Here is a 20,119-nt window from a genome sequence, read left to right on the forward strand (position 1 = left end):
TTGGCCAGCTACGACCCGCAGACGACTCTGGCGGCGATCACGGACAACGCCGTACCGATCATCGCGATCGGCGGGCTGTCGATCGTCGCGATGTGGGTGTTCTTCATCGAGGCTGCACGGATGAGCAAGCGCGACAAGGTCGCCCCGATGGCGCTGTGGATGACGGCGCTGTGGTGGCCGCACGACACCAACTACCTGCTGCGCTACGACGACTGGTTCGACACCTACGACCACTGGTTCATGCAGCTGTTCTGGTTCGCGATCATCGTCACCGCCGCGTCGGAGACCATCTACGTCCTGCAGACGATCCGTTACGGCCGCGACGAGCTCTCTCCCGGGCAGTCGCAGAACATGCACACGCTCCGGATCATCGGAGCCATGGCGGCCGGCGTGATCAGCTGGAACCTGCTCAAGGGCGCGCTCGACGACCCGCTGTTCCTGCTGTCCTTCATGGGCACGCTGCTATGGGGACTCCCGTCCTCAATGGCCCTCCTCACCCGGCGTCGCTCGGCCGTGGGCCAGTCGCTGCTCGAGTGGCAGGCCTACTGCGTCATGACGTTCTGCTACTCGATCGCGTCGATCGGGTTCTTCGAGGACGACTTCTTCCACTCCTGGCCCTACGTCGGCATCTGCGGGGCGGCCTGCATCTGGAGCGTGGTCGTCGTCGTCCAGCTCAAGGCGGCGGGAGCCGCGAGGAGCTCCTGGACCGCCGAACGAAAGATCCCTGTCGGTGTATGAGCCCAGCGCCATCCTGAGCGCCATCGACGACCACACCTGGCCGATCATGATCGGCTTCACCCTCGCCATGGTGCTGCAGAACATCGCCATGGTGACCGCGGTCCTGATGACCCGGCGCGAGGGGTGGATCTCGATCCCGCTCCCCTGCACCTTCCTGTGGTTCGCGCACGACCTCGGCGTCGTGGTCCGCTACGACACCTGGTTCCACACCTACGACCACTGGTTCCTCAAGCTCTTCTGGATCGGCCTCGTCACGGCCTTCCTCCTCGAGCTGGTCTTCCTCGCGCAGGCGCTCAAGGTGGGCCGCCAGGAGTACCTCCCCGACGGCACCCAGGTGCAGTGGGCCGCGCTCCTGCTCAGCGGTGCGGCGATGTTCGTCCTCGCCTGGGAGTACCAGAAGACGATCTGGGACGACCCGCTCTACCAGGCGCTCGCGGCGACGACGCTCTACGTGATCCCGCTGGCCGTCGTACCCCTGGTGCTGCGGCGACGCTCGGCCGTGGCGCAGAGCCCGGTCATCTACGGCTGCTTCGCCGCGATGATCCCGCTGTGGTGGGGCGTGACCGCCGGTGCGTACGGCGACGCCTTCCGCACCTGGCAGTACCTCGGCTCCGGAGCCGTCGCGGTCGTCGCGCTGACCGGCGTCTCCGTGTGGATCGCGCGCCTGCGGGCGCGAGAGGCGAGCGTCGCGTGATCGAGACCTTCGACTACGTCGTCATCGGCGGTGGCCACAACGGCCTCGCCGCCGGTGCGACGCTGGCCGAGAGCGGCCGCTCGGTCTGCGTGCTCGAGAAGCTCGACCTGCCCGGCGGGCTGTCGGCCAGCCACGCCTACCTGCCCGAGGCTCCCGACCACCTGCTGAGCCTCGGCGCGATGGACGACATGTTCATGGCCCAGACCCCGTTCGCCGATCAGATGCGGCTGGCCGACCACGGCTACGCGACCATCCCGCTCGACCACCCCTACGGCTGGATCGACGAGGAGGGCGAGACCCTCCTGCTGTGGCGCGACGTGCGCAAGGCGATCGACGAGATCCGCTACTTCTCGCGGGCCGACGCGCGGACCTACGCGGACCTCCAGGGACCGATCAACTGGGTCATGGACCTGGTCGACCAATTGTTCGTGCAGCACCCCTCCGCCTGGGGCAAGCGCGACTTCGCCCGCTACCTGATGCGCCACCGGCCCGACAAGGCCACCCGGCGCTTGCTCGGCCAGCTCGCCACCCTCAACGCGTTCGAGTGGATCGACGAGACCTTCGAGTCCGACGCGATGCGCGGCCTGTGGGCCTACTGGTCGAGCATGATCGGCCCGACCGACGCGATCGGCAGCGGCGCCTACGTCCTCGGGTTCGCCGGCGTGCACCGCGGACCCGGCGTCCTGCGGCCCCGCGGCGGGATGTCCGGCCTCGTCCGCGCGATGCAGGGTGTCCTCGAGCAGCATGGCGGCGAGCTGCGGCTCGACGCCCCGGTGGCCGAGATCCTGGTGGAGGACGGCCGGGCTGTGGGCGTGCGCCTGGCGGACGGGACCATCGTGCAGGCCCGCAAGGGCGTCCTCTCCAACCTGGCGCCTCAGGTCACCTTCGGCCCGCTGCTCGCCCCCGAGCACCTCACCCGGACCGAGCACAACCGGGTCGCGATGGTGCCGTCCAACTCCATCAACGTCGCCGCGTTCAAGATCGACCTCGCCGCCGGTGGCCGGGTCGGCTTCCCCGCGGCCGAGCTGCGCCGGGCCCGACGCGACGACGCCGACGTCCGCAAGGCCACCCTGATGTCCGGCACCCTCGAGGACAACATCGCCCAGATGCGCGCCATGCGCGTCGGCCTCACCATCGACACCCCGCCCGTCTACATGGCCGTGCTGTCGGCCGTCGATCCGACCATCGCTCCCGAGGGCGGTGACGTGCTCTACCTCAACGCCAACGTCCCCCTGCGTCCTGACGGAGGTTGGGAGACCGCCAAGGCCTCGATCGCCGACACGGTGTGGAAGTCCGCGCAGCGCTTCCTCGGCGGGACCGACACCGAGATCGGACGCGTGGTGACCTCACCTGCCGACTTCGAGAGCCGGTTCGCAGCCCCGGCCGGTGCCTTCTTCCACGTCGACATGCTCGTCAACCGGCTCGGCCCCGGCCGACCCGCGCGCGGCTTCGGCGGCTACGACACCCCGGTCGCTGGCCTCCATCTGGCCGGCGCCGCGTCACACCCGAGCGGCGGCGTCACCGGCTGGCCCGGCCGCCTCGCCGCCCAGCACGCGCTCCGCCAGGAGTGCTGACCTGCGGCCGTCAGATGTGGCCGGCGGGCAGCTCTTCCAGCATCACGTCCGGGTGGAGGCGGGCGGTGGTCTGCGCCCGCCACTTGTCGATGAACAGCGCGAGGTAGGTGCCGTCGGTGCGTTGCAGCACCTCGACCCCGCGGACCCCGGACAACTCTGCCGCTCCTGGTGCGTCCGTACGACGCGCGACCTGATAGTCCAGTCGGGACAGCCGGATCGGGGCGTTGAACTCGTTGACCATCCGGTCCTCGACGACCTCGAACTGCATCGGCCCGACGGCTGCCAGCACGGGGCTCTGGTCCCCGCGCAGGTCGGAGCGCAGCACCTGCACCACGCCCTCCTGGTCCAGCTGTTCGATGCCCTTGCGGAACTGCTTGTAGCGGCCGATGTCACCGGCGGTGGCCGTGACGAAGTGCTCGGGGGCGAAGGAAGGAACCGGGGGGAACTCGATGGGGTCGCCGACGTAGACCGTGTCGCCCACCCGAAGCGCCTGGGCGTTGACGAACCCGACGATGTCGCCCGGCTCAGCGGTCTCCACCGAGGTGGTGTCCCGGCCGAACACGGCCTGAGCGAACTTCGTGGCGAACGGCCGGCCGCTCGCGGCATGGGTGACGATCATGCCGCGCTCGAACTTGCCGGACACGATCCGCGCGTAGGCCAACCGGTCGCGGTGGGCGTTGTTCATCCCGGACTGCACCTTGAACACGAAGGCGCTGAAGTCGTCGTCGACCTCGCGGACCGCGCCGTCGACACCGGTGGACGCGCCGGGTTCGGGGGCGAGGTCCAGGAGCAGGTCGAGCAGCTGTGCGACACCGAAGTTCTGCAGGGCCGACGCGAACATGACCGGAGTGGTCTCGCCGGCCAGGAACCGCTCCTGGTCGTGGTCCGCCTCGTCGAGCGACAACAGCTCGTGCTCCTCGACCGCGTGCGACCAGACGAGGGCGTCGTTCTCTTCCACCTCGTCGGCACCCATCCGGCGCTCGGGAGCGCGGGTCGCGCCGCCGGCGGTGCGGGTGTACTTGATGAACTCACCCGTACGGCGATCCAGCACCCCGCGGAAGTCGCCGGCCTCGCCGACCGGCCAGGTCAGAGGAGTAGGACGGAGCTTGATCTTCTCCTGGATCAGGTCCATCAGCTCGAGCGCAGAGAGGCCGGGACGGTCCCACTTGTTGATGACCGTGATCACCGGGATGCCGCGCATCGCGCACACCTGGAAAAGCTTGAGTGTCTGCGGTTCGAGACCCTTGCCCGCGTCGACCAGCATCACGGCCGAGTCGACCGCCGACAGGACCCGGTAGGTGTCCTCGGAGAAGTCGCTGTGACCAGGGGTGTCCACCAGGTTGATCACGTGGTCGCGGTAGACGAACTGCAGCGCGGCCGAGGTGATCGAGATGCCGCGCGCCTTCTCCATCGCCATCCAGTCGGACACCGTCGCGCGCCGATCGCCCTTGCCGTGAACCGCTCCGGCCTCGGTGATCACCCGCGCGTGCAGGGCCAACGCCTCGGTCAACGTGGACTTGCCGGCGTCGGGGTGGCTGATCACAGCGAAGGTGCGGCGCGGGCGAGTGTCGGACACTGGCAAGAATCTACTGCTGCGCTGAGAAGTTCGACGAAGTGCCGCGTTGCTGACGTGCTGAGCGCGCCCAGTTCCGCTCCAAGTTGACGACCTTCTCCACAAGCGACGGATCGCGGGTGGCGACACCGACGAGCGCGAACTAGGTTGTTCGGCCTGGAACCGTCTCTCGGAAAGGTGCACAATGGACCTCGTGAACTCATGGCTCGGTCTGATCCTCGGCATGCTCGGCGTGCTCGCCGGCGTCGGGGCGATGCTGCGCGCCCTGCTCAGCAGCCTCGACGCCCGCATCGACGCCAAGCTCGACGCCAAGCTCAGCCCTCTTGAGTCGAAGGTGGATCACATCGCCGAGGTCGTCGACCTCCGGCTGCGGCCCCTCGAGGAGGACATGCGGCTGGTCAAGCAGCATCTCCTCGGCACCCCAGCAGCCTGATCACGGGTCAAGCCGAGCAAGGAACCCGGCGAGGACGAACTGGGTGACGGCCTCGGTCAATCGGCCTGGCGCCCGATTCGGGGAGTCGGCTGCGAAGAGCACATCGGTGAAGGTGACGACCGCGAGGATCACGCCCATCCCCAACGAGACGGCCATCTCCGCGTCGGGGTCAGCATGCCCGGTGAGGGCAGCAGCGAGCCGTCGTACGCCCTGACCATGGATGCCGTCGGTGGCGATCTCGCGCGGCCCTTGGCTCTCAGCGAGCGCCCACGCCACGATCATCCCGCGGTTCTCCTGGACGAAGCCGAGCAGCGCGACAACGAGCTCACGGACCTTCTCCTCCAGGTCCGGCTGGTCGGACCGCTCCTCCCAGGAAGCGAGGAACTGGTCCACGAAATCCCGCCCCGGCCCGATGATCGACTCCTCGAAGAGCCCGGCCTTCGACCCGAAGTAGCGGTAGACGAGGGTCTCCGAGACGTCAGCCCTTGCGGCGACCTCAGCAAGGCTGGCCGCGTGGTAGCCCCGCTCGGCGAACACGACGCGGGCGTGCTCGAGCACCGCTGCGCGGGCCTCGCCGCGACGGTAGGGGCTGCGACGGATCCCGGCCACCTAGATGCCCAGTGCCCCGAAGGAGTCGAGGTCGTCGATCGCCGTTGCGATCCGCTCGATGATGGCGAGGCTGATCTCGTCAGGTTGCATCTTGGGTTGATACCACGCCCGGCCGATCGTGAACGCCCACGCGGAGTAGGGATAGAACAGGCTCTGGCGGTAGCGGAGCATCGCCTCGTCGAGGTCGGGCGCGACACCGCCGGCGAGCGCCAGGTGCTCCAGGTAGTGGGCAAGCAGCTCGCGCTCCCAGGCACGGCGGTCCTCCGGACGGCAGGCCGAGGAGATGAAGTAGGCGACGTCGTAGGACCACCCGCCCCGCATGACGGCCTGCCAGTCCGTGAGGCCCATCGCACCCGACGCCGTCCGGTAGGTCTGACCGGCGTGCGGATCGCCGTGCAGCAGGGTCGTCGGCATGTCGTCGGTGCAGACGCGCAGGCCTTCCTGCGTGCCGCGCCACATGCGATCCGCCTGCCCGATCAGACGGGACGGGATCACCGACCGGGCGCGCTCCATCCCGACCTTGCAACGACCCTCGAAGTCCAGCATCTGCGCGACATTGTCGTAGTGGTCGGTCGGCGTCTTCAGCACCTTGAGCTCGGGACGGTCCCACCAGGCGCCGTGATAGGCCGCCATGTTGCGGAGCACGTCCTCCACCTGGCTCCGGCTCAGCGGCGCAGTGGGCTCGACGAAGGTCGCGCCCTTGGACTCCGCGATGTCCTCCAGCACGATGATGCTGCGCCACGACCGATCGTCCACGGCGCCCCAGTGACCGACCGGAGCCTCCATCTCCACCTCGGGGCGGAACGCCATGAAGAAGCTGGTCTCGCCCCCGAGGACGTCGGCGCCTCCCAGCAACAGGCGCTGGGTGAAGCTGGCACTCGCCTTGGTGAAGAGCTCGGTCGGCAGTCCGGCCGCCTGGCCGGCAGCGTTGTACTCGACGCGGAGAGCGGCACGCTCCGACGTACCGCTCGAGCCACCGGGGCTGTGCCAGGAGACGACCTCGGCTCCGGGGACGTCGTTGCACAGCACAGCCGTGAGCCACTGCGGGGTGAGCGAGACGCCGTTGCGCGGCACGTCCGCCGCCGTGCGGGGCGCTTTGGTCCAGATCTTCTCGGCGGCGACGTGCACCCCGACGGTCGCGGCGCGTCCCGCCAACCACAGCTTCTTGCTCATGGGAGAAAGTTTAGACACTCACAACTATCTTTGTGAAGTGCGTTATCTCAAAAAGATATACCGCGGAGGTAGGCGAGCTCGGTCTGGACGATCGCCATCCCACCGGGGCCTAGCTCCGCGAGCAGCTGGTCGTCGTACGGCGCGTTGCGTGCGACCAGCGCAGCCCCGTGGAAGAACGCCTGCTGGGCGGTCGCGAAGCTCACCCCGCCGCGCACGAAGGCGCGGGCGACGGCCTGCGGGAAGACGTCGGCCGTGTCGTTCCTGACCGCGATCACGCCGGCGCCGTAGATGATCTCCGCGAGCACCCGGGGCTGGGTGTTGTAGCCGTTGCGCTCGATGACCCGGGCGGCCTGCGCCCCGTGCCCCGCCGCGATCGCCACCTTCGCGTCCCGCACCCCGCCGGCAGACGCCGGCGGGACGGTGGCGACAGAGACGACCCCGACGGCCAGCAGGACGACGACCAGGACCCGGGCGACGGCACGAAGGATCCTCATTCGCCCAACCCGTAGTCGGCGGGATCCAGGACCCGCATCCGGTTCCAGGAGTCCAGGTAGGTCCACGGGCTGCTGACGACGATCCGACCGGCCTCGTTGCGGTACCAGGTGGTCATGCCCGGGTGCGACCAGATGCACTTGTCGAGCTCCTCGTCGAGCTCGTGGTTGTAGTCCCAGAACGCCTGCTCGGTGACCTCGAGCTGATCCACCTCGCCACCGGCCAGCAGGGCGATGCCCTGCATGATGTAGCGCACCTGGAACTCGCACGCCAAGATCGCGCTACCGCCGTGGCCGGCGTTGGTGTTGGGCCCGTTGAGGATGAACAGGTTCGGGAAGTCCGGCACCGTCACGCCCAGGTGGGCGCGAGCGTCGTGGTGGCCCCACTGCTCGGCGAGGCTGGCGCCTGAGCGACCGCGGATCTCCATCGGCCACAGGAACTGCAGCGCCTTGAAACCGGTGGCCCACACGACGATGTCGGCCTCGTGCACGGTGCCGTCGTCGGTCACGACCCCGGTCGGGGTGATCTCACGGACGCCGTCGGTCACAAGCTCCACGTCGTCGCGCTGCACGGTGCGGAACCAGCCGTTGTCCAGCAGCGGCCGCTTGCCGTAGGGCGGATACTCCGGGATGCAGGCCTCGTAGAGATCCTCCCGGTCCCCCAGCTCGTCCTTGATGTACTTGGTGAGGAAGACGCGGTGCCGCTCGTTCTGCTCGTTGATCGACTGCTCGGGGTTGGTCCACTCCGGGTCGATCCGCAGCGACGAGTGGAGCCGGTCGCTGAAGTTCCAGAAGGCGCGCAGCCGGTACCACCGGGTGTACAGCGGGAGCCGCTTCATCAGGTAGAGGACGCCCGCCGGCACGTCGCGGTGGTAGTTGGGGTGCGGCACGGCCCACTGCTTCGACCGCTGGAAGACGACGACCTTCGCCGCGACGCCGGCGATCGACGGGACCAGCTGCATCGCGCTGGCTCCGGTGCCGATCACGGCCACGGTCTTGCCCTCGTAGTCGACGTCGGTGTCCCACTCCGCGGTGTGCATGATCGGTCCGGCGAACGTCTCGGCGCCCGTGACCGTCGGGATCGACGGACGGTTCACCATGCCGACCCCGGTGGCGAGCACCGGGGTGGTCAAGGTCGTACGACGACCCTCCTCATCGGCCACCTCGACACTCCAGGTCGACGACGCGTCGTCGAACTCGGCGCTGAGCACCTCATGCCCGAAGCGGATCGAGTCACGGATCCCGTACTTGTCGACCAGGCGCGCCAGGTAGCGGTGGACCTCCGGCCGCTTCGCGAAGAACCGGCTCCACTCACCGTTGGGCTCGAAGGAGAACGAGTAGAGGTGGCTCGGGGTGTCGACGCCGCAGCCGGGGTAGACGTTCTCCCACCACGTCCCGCCGATCTCGTGGTTCTTCTCCAGGATCGTGAACGGGACGCCCGTCCGCTTGAGCTTGATGGCGAGCGCGATGCCGGACAGACCAGCGCCGATGATGAGCACGCCGAAGCCCGGCACGCGCTGCTGCGGCACCTCGACGTCGCGCGACACCACGCCGAGCTCCTCGGCCAGCAGCTCGCCGTACGCCTCGTCGATGTCCTCGACCAGAGCGATCCCGAGCATGCGGGTGACCTGGTCGGGCGACAGAGGACGCTCCGAGAGGAGCCCCTCCTCCTGGTCGAGGATCACCCGGAGGGCCGCGGCGCGGATCTCCTCCTGGATCTCGATCGGGAGCGACCCGCTGTCGTTGTCGTCGAGGACTGGTCCGCGCTGCGGGCGGTAGGGCTCGGCGAGCCACTTGTCGTCGCCGGTCAGGTGCGCGAGTACGAGGAGCAGGGTCGGGATGTTCGCCTCCTCGAGCGCAGCGGCAAGCCGGCCACGCTCCCTGATGTCGGCGTCGACCGCACGGTTGATCGTCTGGCTCACGGGATTCCTTCTCTCGTACTCGTCTACTCGTCGGGGTGGCTCAGGAGCCGGTCCACTGGGGCGCGCGCTTCTCCACGAACGCGCGAGCGCCCTCAGCCGCGTCGGCCGACGCGCGGACCGGGTCGGTGTAGGCGGCCTGGCGGTCGAAGCCCTCGTCGCCGGACCAGTCGGCTGACTCGATGACGATGCGCTTGGCTGCGCTCAGGGCGAGCGGGGCGTTGGCGGCGATCGCGGTCGCCAGCTCGCGCGCGACGGCGAGCGACTCGCCGTCGGCCGCAACCCGGTTGACCAGACCCCAGCTGCGCGCCTCGTCGGCCGACAGCGGCTCGCCGGTCAGGATCAGCTCCATCGCCACGGCCTGGGGGATCCGGCGCGGCAGGCGGAGTACGCCCCCGGCCGCGGCCACCAGGCCGCGCTTGACCTCGGGGAGCCCGAGACGCGAGCTCGCGGCAGCGACGACCAGGTCGCAGGCAAGCGCGATCTCCAGACCACCGCCGAGCGCGTTGCCCTCGATCGCCGCGATCAGCGGCTTCTCGCAGGGCTGGCGAGCGATGCCGAACGCACCGCGTCGGTCGTGGATCGGGCGCTCCTTGGTAGCGGCGAACGCCTTGAGGTCCATGCCTGCACAGAAGGTGCTGCCGGTGCCGGTCAGGATGACCGCCGCGACGTCGGCTCGCTCGTCGACCTCATCGAGGGCCTCGGCGAGCGCCAGGGCCGTCGGCAGGTCGATGGCGTTGCGCACCTCGGGGCGGTTGAGCGTGATCGTCGCGATCCCGTCCGCCACCTCGAGGAGCACGGCGTCGCTCATCGCGGCGACATCCGGATCGCGCCGTCGAGACGGATGGTCTCGCCGTTGAGCATGCCGTTGTCGATGATGCTGAGCGCGAGCTTGCCGTACTCGTCGGGCTCACCGAGCCGGCTCGGGTGCGGCACGATGCTGGCCAGCGAGCCGCGGACCTCGTCGCTGAGCCGGTTGAGGAGCGGGGTGTCGAAGGTGCCGGGAGCGATCGTGCACACGCGGATCTGCTTCCCGGCAAGGTCGCGCGCGGCGACGATCGTCATGCCCACGATGCCGGCCTTGGCCGAGGCGTAGGGGATCTGGCCGATCTGTCCCTCGAAGGCAGCGACCGACGCGGTCAGGATGCAGACGCCGCGATCGCCGTCGACCGGCTCGTTGCGCGCCATCCGCGTGGCGGCCAGGCGCAGCACGTTGAAGGTGCCGATCAGGTTGATGCCGACAACCTCGGAGTAGAGCTCGAGGTCGCCGGGCGATCCGTCGCGGTTGACGAGGCGTACGGCGCCACCGCGGCCGGCGCAGTGCACCAGTGCGCGGAGCGGGGCCACGGCCTCGGCGGCGTCGTAGGCGGCTTCCATCGCCTCGACGTCACGCACGTCGGCCGGCACGAAGGTGACCCGATCCCCCAGGGCCTCGGCGACGGCCTTGCCGTCGGAGGACTCGAGGTCGGCGATGACGACGCCGACGACCCCGGTCTCGAGCAGTCGCTTCACCGTCGCCAGGCCGAGTCCGGAGGCACCGCCGGTGACAACTGCAGAAGATCCTGAGAGGTCCATCTGGACCACCTTTCGTTTTTTGAGGCTTGTTGTCTCTATATTAGGAGGTGAGGCCCGCAAGGGTCAATCGAAAGACGCCCCTGCAAGACGAGGAGTCCTCAGATGGACGCGGACAACCACCTGCTCTGCGAGCGGCACGACGCCGGCTACGCGGTCGTGACGCTGAACCGGCCCGAGCGCTTCAACGCCCTCAACCACGCGCTCGTCGCCGACCTGCGCGAGCTGCTCGCCAAGCTCGAGGCCGAGGACGACGTCCGCGCGATCGTGCTGACCGGGGCTGGCCGGGCGTTCTGCGCCGGCGCCGACCTGAAGGCAGGACCCAGCGACGTGGAGGACGTCATCCGACGGCTCTACATCCCCCTCGTCGAGCAGATCGAGGAGATGCGCACGCCGATCATCGCGGCGGTCAACGGCGCAGCCGCAGGAGCGGGATTCTCGCTCGCGCTCAACGCCGACCTCAGGCTGGCGTCCACGAACGCCTCGTTCAGCATGTCGTTCGTCAAGGTGGGCCTCGTCCCCGACGCCGGAGCGACCTGGTTGCTGCCGCGCATCGTCGGCGCCTCGCGCGCGGCCGAGATCGCCCTCCTCGGGCGCAAGGTGACCGCCGAGCAGGCGCTGACCTGGAACCTCGTCAACGACGTGGTCCCCCAGGCCGACCTGCACTGGCGGGCCTCGGCGATCGCCGCCGAGCTGGCCGCGCTCCCCGCGTCCGTCGGGCAGGTGCGCGCCCTCCTCCACACGAGCGGTTCCGCGACCTTGGCCGAGCAGCTCGACGCCGAGGCCATCGAGCAGGGCCGGGCGCAGCAGCACCCCCACTTCGCCGAGGCCAAGCAGTCCTTCGTCGAGAAGCGGGAGCCCCGGTTCTGGTAGACCCCGAGGCTCAGGCCTGGATCGCGATCCCATCGGCGATCAGGCCCTCGACGTCCTCGACTCCCCACCGGTCGAGCACCTCACGGGTGTCGCGGCCGATGGCCGGGGGCGCATCGGGGAGTCCGGACGCCGTACGACTGAACCGCGGAGCGGGCGCCGGCTGGCGGACACCGCCGACCTCGACGAACGTCTCGCGCTTCGCCAGGTGCGGATGGTCGGCCGCCTCGAGCAGCGGCAACACCGGTGCGACGCACGCGTCCGTGCCCTCGAAGAGCTCGGAGAGCTCGGCCTGGGTCCGGGCGCCGAAGGCGTCGGTGAGCGCGCGTCGGATCTCTGGCCAGTGGCTCCGGTCCGACCGGTCCATCTGGGCCGGGTCGAGCTCGAGCAGGCGGACCAGCTCGTCGTAGAACTGCGGTTCCAGGGCGCCGACCGCCATGAAGCGGCCGTCCGCAGTGGCGTAGGTGTCGTACCAAGGCACGCCGCCGTCGAGCATGTTGGCCCCGGGCCGGTCGCGCCACAGCCCGCCAGCCATCATCCCGTGCAGCAGGCCGGTGAGGGAGGCAGCACCGTCGACGATCGCTGCGTCGACGACCTGACCGCGACCCGACCGAGCGGCCTCCCAGCACGCAGCCAGGACGCCCATGACGAGGAAGGTCGATCCACCACCGAAGTCACCGACCAGGTTGACCGGCGGGACCGGCGCCTCGCCCGCGCGCCCGATGGCGTGCAGTGCGCCCGTGATCGCGATGTAGCCGATGTCGTGGCCGGCGGCCGAGGACAGCGGACCCTCCTGCCCCCACCCGGTCATCCGGCCGTAGACCAGGCGCGGGTTGACGGCCCAGCACGCCTCGGGCCCCAGGCCGAGGCGTTCGGTCACGCCTGGCCGGAAGCCCTCGAGGAGTACGTCGGCCTGGGCGACCAGGCTCAGCACAGCCTCCACGCCGCGGGGTTCCCGCAGGTCCAGGACGACCGAGCGCCGGTTGCGGCGCAAGACGTCCACCTCGGGAGGGACCGAGCTGCCCTGACGTCCGGGACGCTCGATGCGGATGACCTCGGCGCCCATGTCGGCGAGCAACATGGCGGCATACGGCCCTGGGCCGATCCCGGCGAGCTCGACGACCTTCAGCCCCGCGAGGGGCCCCTGCGCCGGCGATGCTTCATTCGTCACTCGGCGTACAGCCCCTCGATCTGGTCGGCGTACTTCACGTGGATGACCCGGCGCTTGAGCTTCGCGGTCGGCGTGAGCTCGTCGGAGTCGGGCAGCCAGGCCGAGCCGAGCACGTGGAACTTCTTGATCTGCTCGTTGCCGTGCAGGCGGGTGTTGGCCCGGTCAACGACCGCGCCGATCTCAGCGAGCAGCTCGGGCGAGGCCACGAGCTCCTCCAGCGCGAGCCCCTCGAGGCCGAGCTTCTTCGCGTGCACCGGAGCCGCCTCGGGATCGAGGGTGATCAGTGCGGTGACGTACTTGCGAGCGTCACCGATCGCGACGACCTGGCCGACCAGCGAGCTCTCACCGCGCACGGCGGACTCGATGTTGGCGGGCGACATGTTCTTGCCCGCCGAGTTGATGATGATCTCCTTCTTGCGGTCGACGATGGCGATGAAGCCTTCCTCGTCGATCGTGGCGATGTCGCCGGTGTGCAGCCAGCCGTCGGCGTCGAGCGCATCGGCCGTGGCCTCGGGCTGCTTGCGGTAGCCGGCGAAGTTGAGGTCGCCGCGGCACAGCAACTCGCCGTCCTCGGCCAGGCGGACCTCCACCCCGGGGAGCGGCTTGCCTGCCGTGCCGGTCTTGTAGTCGTCGACCCGGTTGAAGACGTTGAGCGAGCCCTCGGTGAGGCCGTAGGCCTCGAGCATCGGAACGCCGACCGCACGGAAGAACTGTGAGAGCGCCGGCGCCGACGGGGCGCCGCCGACGAACGCGGCCTTGAGGTTGTCCAGGCCGAGCCGGCCCAGCAGGGGCGCCAGACGCGGCAGGATCGCCTCGTGGCGCTCGACGAGCGCGGCCGCCTCCTCGGCGGGCACACCGCTGCCCGACTCGACGGCGCGCACGCGCTCGAGCCCGACCTCGAGCACCTCGGTGAGCGCAGCGCGCTCCTCATCCGGCTGAGCGGCGATCATGCCCTCGATCGCGACCTGCAGCTTCTCCCACAGGCGCGGCACCGAGAAGAAGGCGTCCGGGTGCGTCGACCCCAGCGCAATCGGCACCTCCTGCATGTTCGGGCAGGCCGTGATGGTCGCGCCGTAGCCGAGCGCCATGTAGTGCGCGGTGATCCGGCCGCCGGCGTGGGCCATCGGCAGGAAGGAGATGATCCCGTCGGTCGGCATCGGCAGGGCGGCGTCGAGCGCGCGCTGCTCGGCCATCACCGTGCGATGCGTCCACTGCGCGCCCTTCGGCGGGCCGGTCGTCCCCGAGGTGTAGATCAGCGTGACCAGGTCCTCGGCCTCGACCGCACGCCAGGCAGCCTCGAAGTCGAAGCCTGCGGCGGGTGCGCCCTGGAGCGCGGCAAGGCTCACCGTGCCCTCGGCTTCTCCATCGACCAGGATCACCGTCTCGACCTGGCCGTCGAGGGTCGCGATGGCATCGAGCACCTTGGGCAGGAAGGTCTGCTCGGTGACGACGAACCGCGCGTCGGCATTCGCCAGCTGGTGGGCGATCTGCTCGGCCGGCGAGCTGTTGAAGATCGCGAACGGCACCGCACCGAGGTGCACCGCACCGAAGTCCACCAGGTGGCACTCGGGTGTGTTGGGCAGCATGATCGCGATCGTGTCGCCGCGGCCGAGGCCGACGCCGGCCAGGCCGGCAGCGATGCTTTCGACCCGCTCGGCGAGCTCGACCCAGGTGAGCTTCACGGAGCCGTCGATGGTGCGTAGGGCGACCTTGTCGCCATACTGCGCGACGGTGCGTTGGAACGCTTCGGGGACCGTGGCTGCCGCGAGCGGGCGGGCGTCGTTGCCGTTCATCTGTTTCTCCTGATCCGAAATCACTTCGCGGGACGGCCGAGCCGCCGACGCCAGTCGTGCATGCCGAGCATCCGGAGCGCGGCGTCCGTGATGGCCGCCTTCCGGTGCGTGTAGGGGTACCAGTGCAGCTCGCGCTTGACGTTCACGCGCTCGCTCACGAAGGCCTGCTGGCGGCAGTACTTGCGGATGCCGTTCGCGCCACCGAAGCGGTGGCCGAGGCCCGAGGACTTCCAGCCGCCCATCGGCAGCGGGAACTGGAAGACGTTGGTCATGGCGTTGTTGATGTTCATGCCGCCCGTCTCGACCTGGGTCCCGACCCGCACCCCCCGAGCGGGGGTCGACGTCCAGACACTGCCGGCGAGGCCGTACGGCGAGTCGTTCGCCAGGCGGACCGCCTCGGCCTCGTTGGCGACCTTCATCACCGGCAGAAGCGGCCCGAAGGTCTCCTCGGTCATCACGAGCATCGAGTGGTCGACCCCGGTGAGCACGGTGGGCGGGTAGAAGAGACCGTCGGTCCGCCGCTGGCCGCCGGTCAGGACGGTCGCGCCCTTGGCCACCGCGTCGGCGACCTGCCGCTCTACGATCTCCATCTGCTTCTCGTTGGCCATCGCGCCGTAGTCCGTCGCGAAGCTGCCCTGCTCGTCGTGACCGACGCGAAGCTCCTCGGCGGCCTTGACGAGCCGGCCGACGAACTCGTCGTACGCCGGCGCTTCCACGTAGATGCGCTCGACCGCCACGCAGGACTGGCCGGCGTTGAAGAGTCCGCCCCAGAGGGCACCGTGCACCGCACGGTCGAGGTCGGCGTCGTCGAGGACGATCATCGCGTCCTTGCCGCCGAGCTCGAGGCTCGCCGGTATCAGGCGCTCAGCCGCCCGGATGCCGATCCGGCGGCCGGTCTCGGTGGAACCGGTGAACTGCACCATGTCGACCTGCTCGACGACCGCGGCACCGGTCGCGCCGAGGCCGGTGGCGACACCGAGGACGGGCGGCGCTCCGATCTCCTCGTTCCAGCCACGGACCGCCTCGGCCCACGCCAGCGGGGTCACCTCGGACGGCTTGGTGAGCACCGCGGCCCCCGCCATCAGCGCACCCGGGACGTCCATCATGGGCATCGCGAGCGGGTAGTTCCACGGCGTGATGATGCCGACCAGCTGGTGCGGGCGGCGGATCAGCCGCAGCCGCTTGGAGATCGCGGAGACGTTGTGCGGCGACGGCGTCTCTTCAGCCAGGAACTTCTCCCCGTGCTTGGTGACGTAGTTGATCACCTCGACGGCGACCAGCAGCTCGATCTGTGCGTCGCCCCAACTCTTTCCCGCCTCCTGGTGCACGAGCCCGAGGAGCCGGTCGCGGTTGTCGGTGATCCAGTTGAGCCAGGCGAGCAGGTGCTTCTTCCGCCCCCGGGGACCCAGCGCCTCCCACGCCGGCTGCGCCGCGCGAAGACGGGCCGCGAGCGCAGCCACCTCTTCGGGCGTCATGTCGGGAACCACACCGACCACAGACCCGTTCGCCGGGTTCTCCACTGCGACCTGCGCCGCCACCGTCGAGCTCATGTCCCTAGGTTATGAGAATAAGTGTCTCAATACAAGACTTCTGAGACCGCCTGACCAATAATAGAGACACTCCTGCGTGCCATCTAGTGCCATTCTGAGAGAAGACGTCGGTAAACTTCCGACCATGACCGTCGAACCGGCCCCGAAGAAGACGACCCGTCCTCGCGGTCGCCCGCGCGTCGACATCGACCCCGACGCCGTCGCCGACGCCGTCGCCGAGCTGTTCGCCGAGGGCGGGCTCGAGGCCGTTTCCATCCTCGACGCAGCCGAGAAGCTCTCGGTCAGCCGAGCGACGCTCTATCGCACCGTGCCGACCAAGGAACACCTGATCGGCATCCTCTTCGAGCGGAGCACCGGCGAGCTGACCCGCAACGCGAAGGCCAGCATGAAGGAGACCGACGACCCGGCCGAGCGGCTCCTCAACCTGGTGCGCCTCCAGGTCGACGCCGCGATCCGGATGCGTCGCTACATGCCGGTCTTCTTCGGCGGTGGCGACCTGCCCCCCGATGTCTTCGAGCGCTGGCACAAGTGGAGCCGCGAGTACGAGAAGATCTGGGTCGCGGTCGTCAAGGAGAACATGGAGGCGGGAGTCATCGCCGACGCCGAGCCCGTGATCACCGCGCGACTGCTGCTCGGTTCCTGCATCTGGGTGTCGCGCTGGTACCGCCCCAAGGACAAGTACACGACCGAGGAGATCACCGAGGTCGCCGTCAACCTCGTCCGTTCGCTCCAGTCCGCAGCTGCGGCTCCGACGAAGAAGCCTGCCGCCCGCAAGCCGGGGAAGTAGCCCGGACTCCCCGCGAAGTGTCGGGCTTGAGCGCACGAAGTGTCGAGGTTGAGCGGTCGAGGTGTCACACCTCGGCCCGTCAACCCCGACACTTCGTCGGCGCAACCCCGACACTTCGTCAGCGCAAGAGCGACACTTCGGCAGTGATCAGGCGCGCCCGAGGATGAAGTCGGAGGCGCGCTCGCCGATCATGTAGCACGGCGCATTGGTGTTGCCGCCGGTGATGGTCGGCATGATCGAGGCGTCGGCGACCCGGAGGCCCTCGATGCCGCGGACCTTGAGGTCGGGGCCGACCACGGCACGCTCGTCGACACCCATCCGGCAGGTGCCGACGGCGTGCATGACCGACACGGCGCGCCGCCGGATCTCCTCCGGGTTGTCGGCGCGAACGCCGTTGCCCGGATAGATCTCGCCCTTCACCGACGACCCGAACGCCGAGCTCGCCATGATCGCCCGAGCCATCTCGGTGCCCTCGGCCAGGACCTTCAGGTCGTCGGGCTCGCTGAGGTAGCCGTAGTCGATCAGTGGCGCGACCGTCGGATCGGCAGAGGCGAGGCGGATCGTGCCGCGGCTCTTGGGGTAGATCAGCGTCGAGAAGACGCCCAGCGAGGGGCGCGGGTCGGGCTTCTGCTTGCCGTGGTCACCGGCACCGGGGTCGGGATAGCTCCACGGGATCGCGTGCAGCTGGATGTCCGGCACGTCGGTCGCCAGCGAGCTGCGGACGAAGCCGACCGACTCGAAGATCGAGTGATTGAGGAAGGTGTCGACTCCGACCAGGTTCTTGGCCATGCCCTTCAGGAAGAAGCCGGGCGTGGACTTGTGCGTGATGGTCGAGAGGTGGAACGACAGCGGGTGGAACATGTGGTCGTGCAGGTTGTCGCCAACCGGAAGGTCCGCGACGCAGTCGATCCCGAGGCTCGCGAGGTGCGCGGCCGGACCGATGCCCGAGAGCATCAGGAGCTGCGGGCTGTTGACGAAGCCACCGGAGACGATGACCTCCTTGCCCGCACGGATCGTGCGGCGGCCGCCACCCCTCCCCTCGTCGATGACCTCCACCCCGACGGCGCGGTTGCCCTCGATCACGATCTTCGTCGCGAGGACCTCGGTCTGGACCTCGAGCGTGCGGGGCGCGAGGCCGTGGACGTAGCCGCGCGTGGAGGAGTAGCGAACGCCGTCGCGGACGTTCTCCTGCATGACGGAGATGCCCTCCTGCTCCGCCCCGTTGTAGTCGTCGTTGATCTTGACGCCGAGCGCCTCGGAGGTCGCCTGGATGAACTGGTGGGTGCCCTCCTGGACGATCCGGCTGCGCGAGACCTTGATCGGCCCACCGGCGCCGCGGTAGGCGTTCTCGCCGTCCTCGAAGTCCTCGGACCGCTTGTAGGCGGCGTTGACCTCGTCGGCCGACCAGCCGGTGTTGCCCTCGGCGGCCCAGGAGTCGAAGTTCGCGCGGTTGCCTCGCACGTAGACCATCCCATTGACCGAACTCGAGCCGCCCATGACCTTGCCGCGGGTCACGAGCATCTCGCGGCCGCCGGCGGACTGCTGCGGCGTCGACTTGTAACCCCAGTCGAAGCCCTTCTCGAGGCGCTCGTCGAAGTGCATCGGCGCGCACATGCCCGGCTTCTTGGTCATGTAGCCGTGCATGCCCTTGGCGTCGGACTTGCCGGCCTCCAGCATGATCACCGTCGCGCCGGCCTCAGCGAGGCGTGCGGCCACGGCCGCACCGGAGCTGCCGGAACCCACCACCACGTAGTCGGCTTCGTTGCTGTAGGGGCGCTTGGCCATGGTCAGGTTCCAACTTTCACGTTCGCCAGCGAGCGCTGGTAGCCGATGATGCTGCGGTTCATGTTGAAGGCGACCGCGCCGACGAGCTCACCGTTGCGGTGACCCTCAGCCAGGAGGGACGGCTTGTCGGCGTCCTCCTCCACGATCGTCCAGGTGTCGACCGCCCGCAGGAACCCTGCGGACTTGATCTTCACGTTGTACTGGTCCGACCAGAAGGTCGGGACAGATGCGAGCGCAGTGCGCTCTTCCACCGCGAGCAACAGGTTGCGTGCGGCGAGGTCAGCCATGTCACGGGCGTTCGACCAGTGCTCGATGCAGGCGGCGCCCTCGGCGTGCCGGTGCGGCCACGCCGCGATGTCCCCCGCGGCGAAGACCTCCGGGACCACGGCTCCGTTCGCGTCCAGGACGGCGCAGGTCTCGTCGCAGATGACGACCCCACGATCCATCGCGAGGCCCGCGTCGGTGAACCACTCGGAGTTGGGCAGGGATCCCACAGCGACGAGTACGACGCTCGCCTCGAGCAGCTCCCCGTCCTCGAGGCGGACGCCGGTCACTCGGTCGTCGCCCTCGATCGCAGCGACGCCCTTGCCCAGGCGGAAGCGCACACCCTCGGCCTCGTGGATCCGCGCGGCGCGGGCGCCGATCTCCGGACCCATCACCGGCATCGGGTGCGCTGCGACGTCGACGATCGTCACGTCCACGCCTTCCTTGCGCAGGGTGGCGGCGACCTCGCAGCCGATGAAGCCGGCTCCGATGATCACCACCCGTGCATCCGCTCCGATGTCGGCCCGGAACGCAGCCGTGTCGGCGAGGTCCCGCAGGGTGTGGACGCCGACCGAGGGCAGCGCACCGTCCCAGCGCCGGGCGCGACGGCCGGTAGCGATGAGCAGGCCGTCGTACGCCACCTCACTGCCGTCGTCGAGTACGACGACCCGCAGGTCGCGGTCCAACCGTTCTGCGCGCCGGCCGAGCTTCCACTCGACCTCGGCGGCCTCACCGGGCAGAGCGCACTGCTCCTCGGTGAAGGTGCCGGCGAGCAGCTGCTTCGACAGCGGCGGACGGTCGTAGGGCAGGTGCTCCTCCTCGGAGACCACCGTGACCGCACCGTCGTAGCCGGCATCGCGGAGCGACTGGACGAAGCGGAAGCCGGCGAGTCCCCCGCCGACCACCACCACGTTCTGCATGAACGTCAGCCCTCGATCTTGATCGCTGCGACCGGGCACATCTTGGTCGCCTGGACGATCGCGGCGCGGTACTCCTCACCCGGCTCCGCGTTGAGGATCTGGACGACGTCGTCGTCCTCCCCGATGTCGAAGATGTCGGGCGCTGCGACGACGCAGTCGCCGTGGACCTCGCAGAGGTCGGTGTCGACGGTGATCTTCATGGT

General features: G+C 69.2%; 19 protein-coding genes. 6 read left to right on the forward strand and 13 right to left on the reverse strand.

The window, feature by feature from the left end:
• The 3 genes from F0U44_RS06260 to F0U44_RS06270 are packed head-to-tail and all read left to right on the forward strand — an operon-like array spanning position 1 to position 3,006.
• Positions 1–738 (forward strand): hypothetical protein, encoded by a 738-nt coding sequence (locus F0U44_RS06260; RefSeq protein WP_149727328.1) that lies wholly within the window; start codon positions 1–3, stop codon positions 736–738.
• Complete coding sequence (locus F0U44_RS06265) at positions 731–1,432, forward strand: hypothetical protein (protein ID WP_149727329.1); 702 nt, start codon at positions 731–733, stop codon at positions 1,430–1,432. Before F0U44_RS06260 ends, F0U44_RS06265 begins: the two co-directional genes overlap by 8 nt.
• The gene (locus F0U44_RS06270; RefSeq protein WP_149727330.1) at positions 1,429–3,006 is read left to right on the forward strand and encodes a phytoene desaturase family protein; all 1,578 of its coding nucleotides are present in this window, start codon (positions 1,429–1,431) and stop codon (positions 3,004–3,006) included. The genes F0U44_RS06265 and F0U44_RS06270 overlap by 4 nt, the downstream gene beginning before the upstream one ends.
• Before the next feature lie 10 nt (positions 3,007–3,016).
• Here the strand turns inward: F0U44_RS06270 and F0U44_RS06275 are convergent, their stop codons facing one another.
• On the reverse strand, positions 3,017–4,582 hold the full coding sequence (locus tag F0U44_RS06275; protein ID WP_149727331.1) for a peptide chain release factor 3: 1,566 nt from the start codon (positions 4,580–4,582) through the stop codon (positions 3,017–3,019).
• A gap of 190 nt (positions 4,583–4,772) precedes the next feature.
• Between F0U44_RS06275 and F0U44_RS06280 the strand changes: the two genes are divergently transcribed.
• On the forward strand, positions 4,773–5,012 hold the full coding sequence (locus tag F0U44_RS06280; RefSeq protein ID WP_149727332.1) for a hypothetical protein: 240 nt from the start codon (positions 4,773–4,775) through the stop codon (positions 5,010–5,012).
• Here the strand turns inward: F0U44_RS06280 and F0U44_RS06285 are convergent, their stop codons facing one another.
• Genes F0U44_RS06285 through F0U44_RS06310 form a run of 6 tightly spaced genes read right to left on the reverse strand, consistent with a single transcriptional unit; the run spans position 5,013 to position 10,779 of the window.
• Positions 5,013–5,621 carry a TetR/AcrR family transcriptional regulator gene (locus F0U44_RS06285; RefSeq protein ID WP_149727333.1) on the reverse strand — a complete coding sequence of 203 codons (609 nt, stop codon included), beginning with the start codon at positions 5,619–5,621 and terminating at the stop codon, positions 5,013–5,015.
• Positions 5,622–6,794 (reverse strand): phosphotransferase, encoded by a 1,173-nt coding sequence (locus tag F0U44_RS06290; protein ID WP_149727334.1) that lies wholly within the window; start codon positions 6,792–6,794, stop codon positions 5,622–5,624. It abuts the gene before it with no gap.
• A 47-nt stretch (positions 6,795–6,841) separates the two neighbouring features.
• The gene (locus F0U44_RS06295; protein WP_149727335.1) at positions 6,842–7,288 is read right to left on the reverse strand and encodes a hypothetical protein; all 447 of its coding nucleotides are present in this window, start codon (positions 7,286–7,288) and stop codon (positions 6,842–6,844) included.
• Positions 7,285–9,207, reverse strand: coding sequence for a flavin-containing monooxygenase (locus tag F0U44_RS06300; RefSeq protein ID WP_149727336.1), 1,923 nt, complete (start codon positions 9,205–9,207; stop codon positions 7,285–7,287). The genes F0U44_RS06295 and F0U44_RS06300 overlap by 4 nt, the downstream gene beginning before the upstream one ends.
• A gap of 40 nt (positions 9,208–9,247) precedes the next feature.
• On the reverse strand, positions 9,248–10,015 hold the full coding sequence (locus tag F0U44_RS06305) for a crotonase/enoyl-CoA hydratase family protein (protein ID WP_149727337.1): 768 nt from the start codon (positions 10,013–10,015) through the stop codon (positions 9,248–9,250).
• A complete protein-coding gene (locus F0U44_RS06310) occupies positions 10,012–10,779 on the reverse strand; it encodes an SDR family NAD(P)-dependent oxidoreductase (protein WP_149727338.1) in 768 nt (255 codons plus the stop codon). The genes F0U44_RS06305 and F0U44_RS06310 overlap by 4 nt, the downstream gene beginning before the upstream one ends.
• A gap of 102 nt (positions 10,780–10,881) precedes the next feature.
• On the opposite strand from F0U44_RS06310, the gene F0U44_RS06315 reads away from it, so the two are divergent.
• A complete protein-coding gene (locus tag F0U44_RS06315) occupies positions 10,882–11,649 on the forward strand; it encodes an enoyl-CoA hydratase/isomerase family protein (protein ID WP_149727339.1) in 768 nt (255 codons plus the stop codon).
• A gap of 10 nt (positions 11,650–11,659) precedes the next feature.
• Here F0U44_RS06315 and F0U44_RS06320 read toward each other — a convergent pair whose 3' ends face one another.
• The 3 genes from F0U44_RS06320 to F0U44_RS06330 are packed head-to-tail and all read right to left on the reverse strand — an operon-like array spanning position 11,660 to position 16,160.
• A complete protein-coding gene (locus F0U44_RS06320; protein WP_188113342.1) occupies positions 11,660–12,817 on the reverse strand; it encodes a CaiB/BaiF CoA transferase family protein in 1,158 nt (385 codons plus the stop codon).
• A complete protein-coding gene (locus F0U44_RS06325; RefSeq protein ID WP_149727340.1) occupies positions 12,814–14,610 on the reverse strand; it encodes an AMP-dependent synthetase/ligase in 1,797 nt (598 codons plus the stop codon). Before F0U44_RS06325 ends, F0U44_RS06320 begins: the two co-directional genes overlap by 4 nt.
• A 20-nt stretch (positions 14,611–14,630) precedes the next feature.
• Complete coding sequence (locus F0U44_RS06330; protein WP_149727341.1) at positions 14,631–16,160, reverse strand: aldehyde dehydrogenase family protein; 1,530 nt, start codon at positions 16,158–16,160, stop codon at positions 14,631–14,633.
• A 124-nt stretch (positions 16,161–16,284) separates the two neighbouring features.
• Between F0U44_RS06330 and F0U44_RS06335 the strand changes: the two genes are divergently transcribed.
• A complete protein-coding gene (locus tag F0U44_RS06335; RefSeq protein ID WP_149727342.1) occupies positions 16,285–16,947 on the forward strand; it encodes a TetR/AcrR family transcriptional regulator in 663 nt (220 codons plus the stop codon).
• Between the two features lie 147 nt (positions 16,948–17,094).
• Here F0U44_RS06335 and F0U44_RS06340 read toward each other — a convergent pair whose 3' ends face one another.
• From F0U44_RS06340 to F0U44_RS06350, 3 genes are read right to left on the reverse strand one after another with little or no spacing between them, the layout of a single operon-like run.
• Positions 17,095–18,732 (reverse strand): GMC family oxidoreductase, encoded by a 1,638-nt coding sequence (locus F0U44_RS06340; protein WP_149727343.1) that lies wholly within the window; start codon positions 18,730–18,732, stop codon positions 17,095–17,097.
• Positions 18,733–18,734: 2 nt separating this feature from the next.
• Positions 18,735–19,916, reverse strand: a complete 1,182-nt coding sequence (locus F0U44_RS06345; RefSeq protein ID WP_149727344.1) for an NAD(P)/FAD-dependent oxidoreductase — start codon at positions 19,914–19,916, stop codon at positions 18,735–18,737.
• A 5-nt stretch (positions 19,917–19,921) separates the two neighbouring features.
• Positions 19,922–20,116: a ferredoxin gene (locus tag F0U44_RS06350; protein ID WP_149727345.1), complete on the reverse strand. Its 195-nt coding sequence runs from the start codon at positions 20,114–20,116 to the stop codon at positions 19,922–19,924.
• Positions 20,117–20,119 lie beyond the last annotated feature (3 nt).

The organism is Nocardioides humilatus, assembly GCF_008373755.1.
GTDB lineage: Bacteria > Actinomycetota > Actinomycetes > Propionibacteriales > Nocardioidaceae > Nocardioides > Nocardioides humilatus.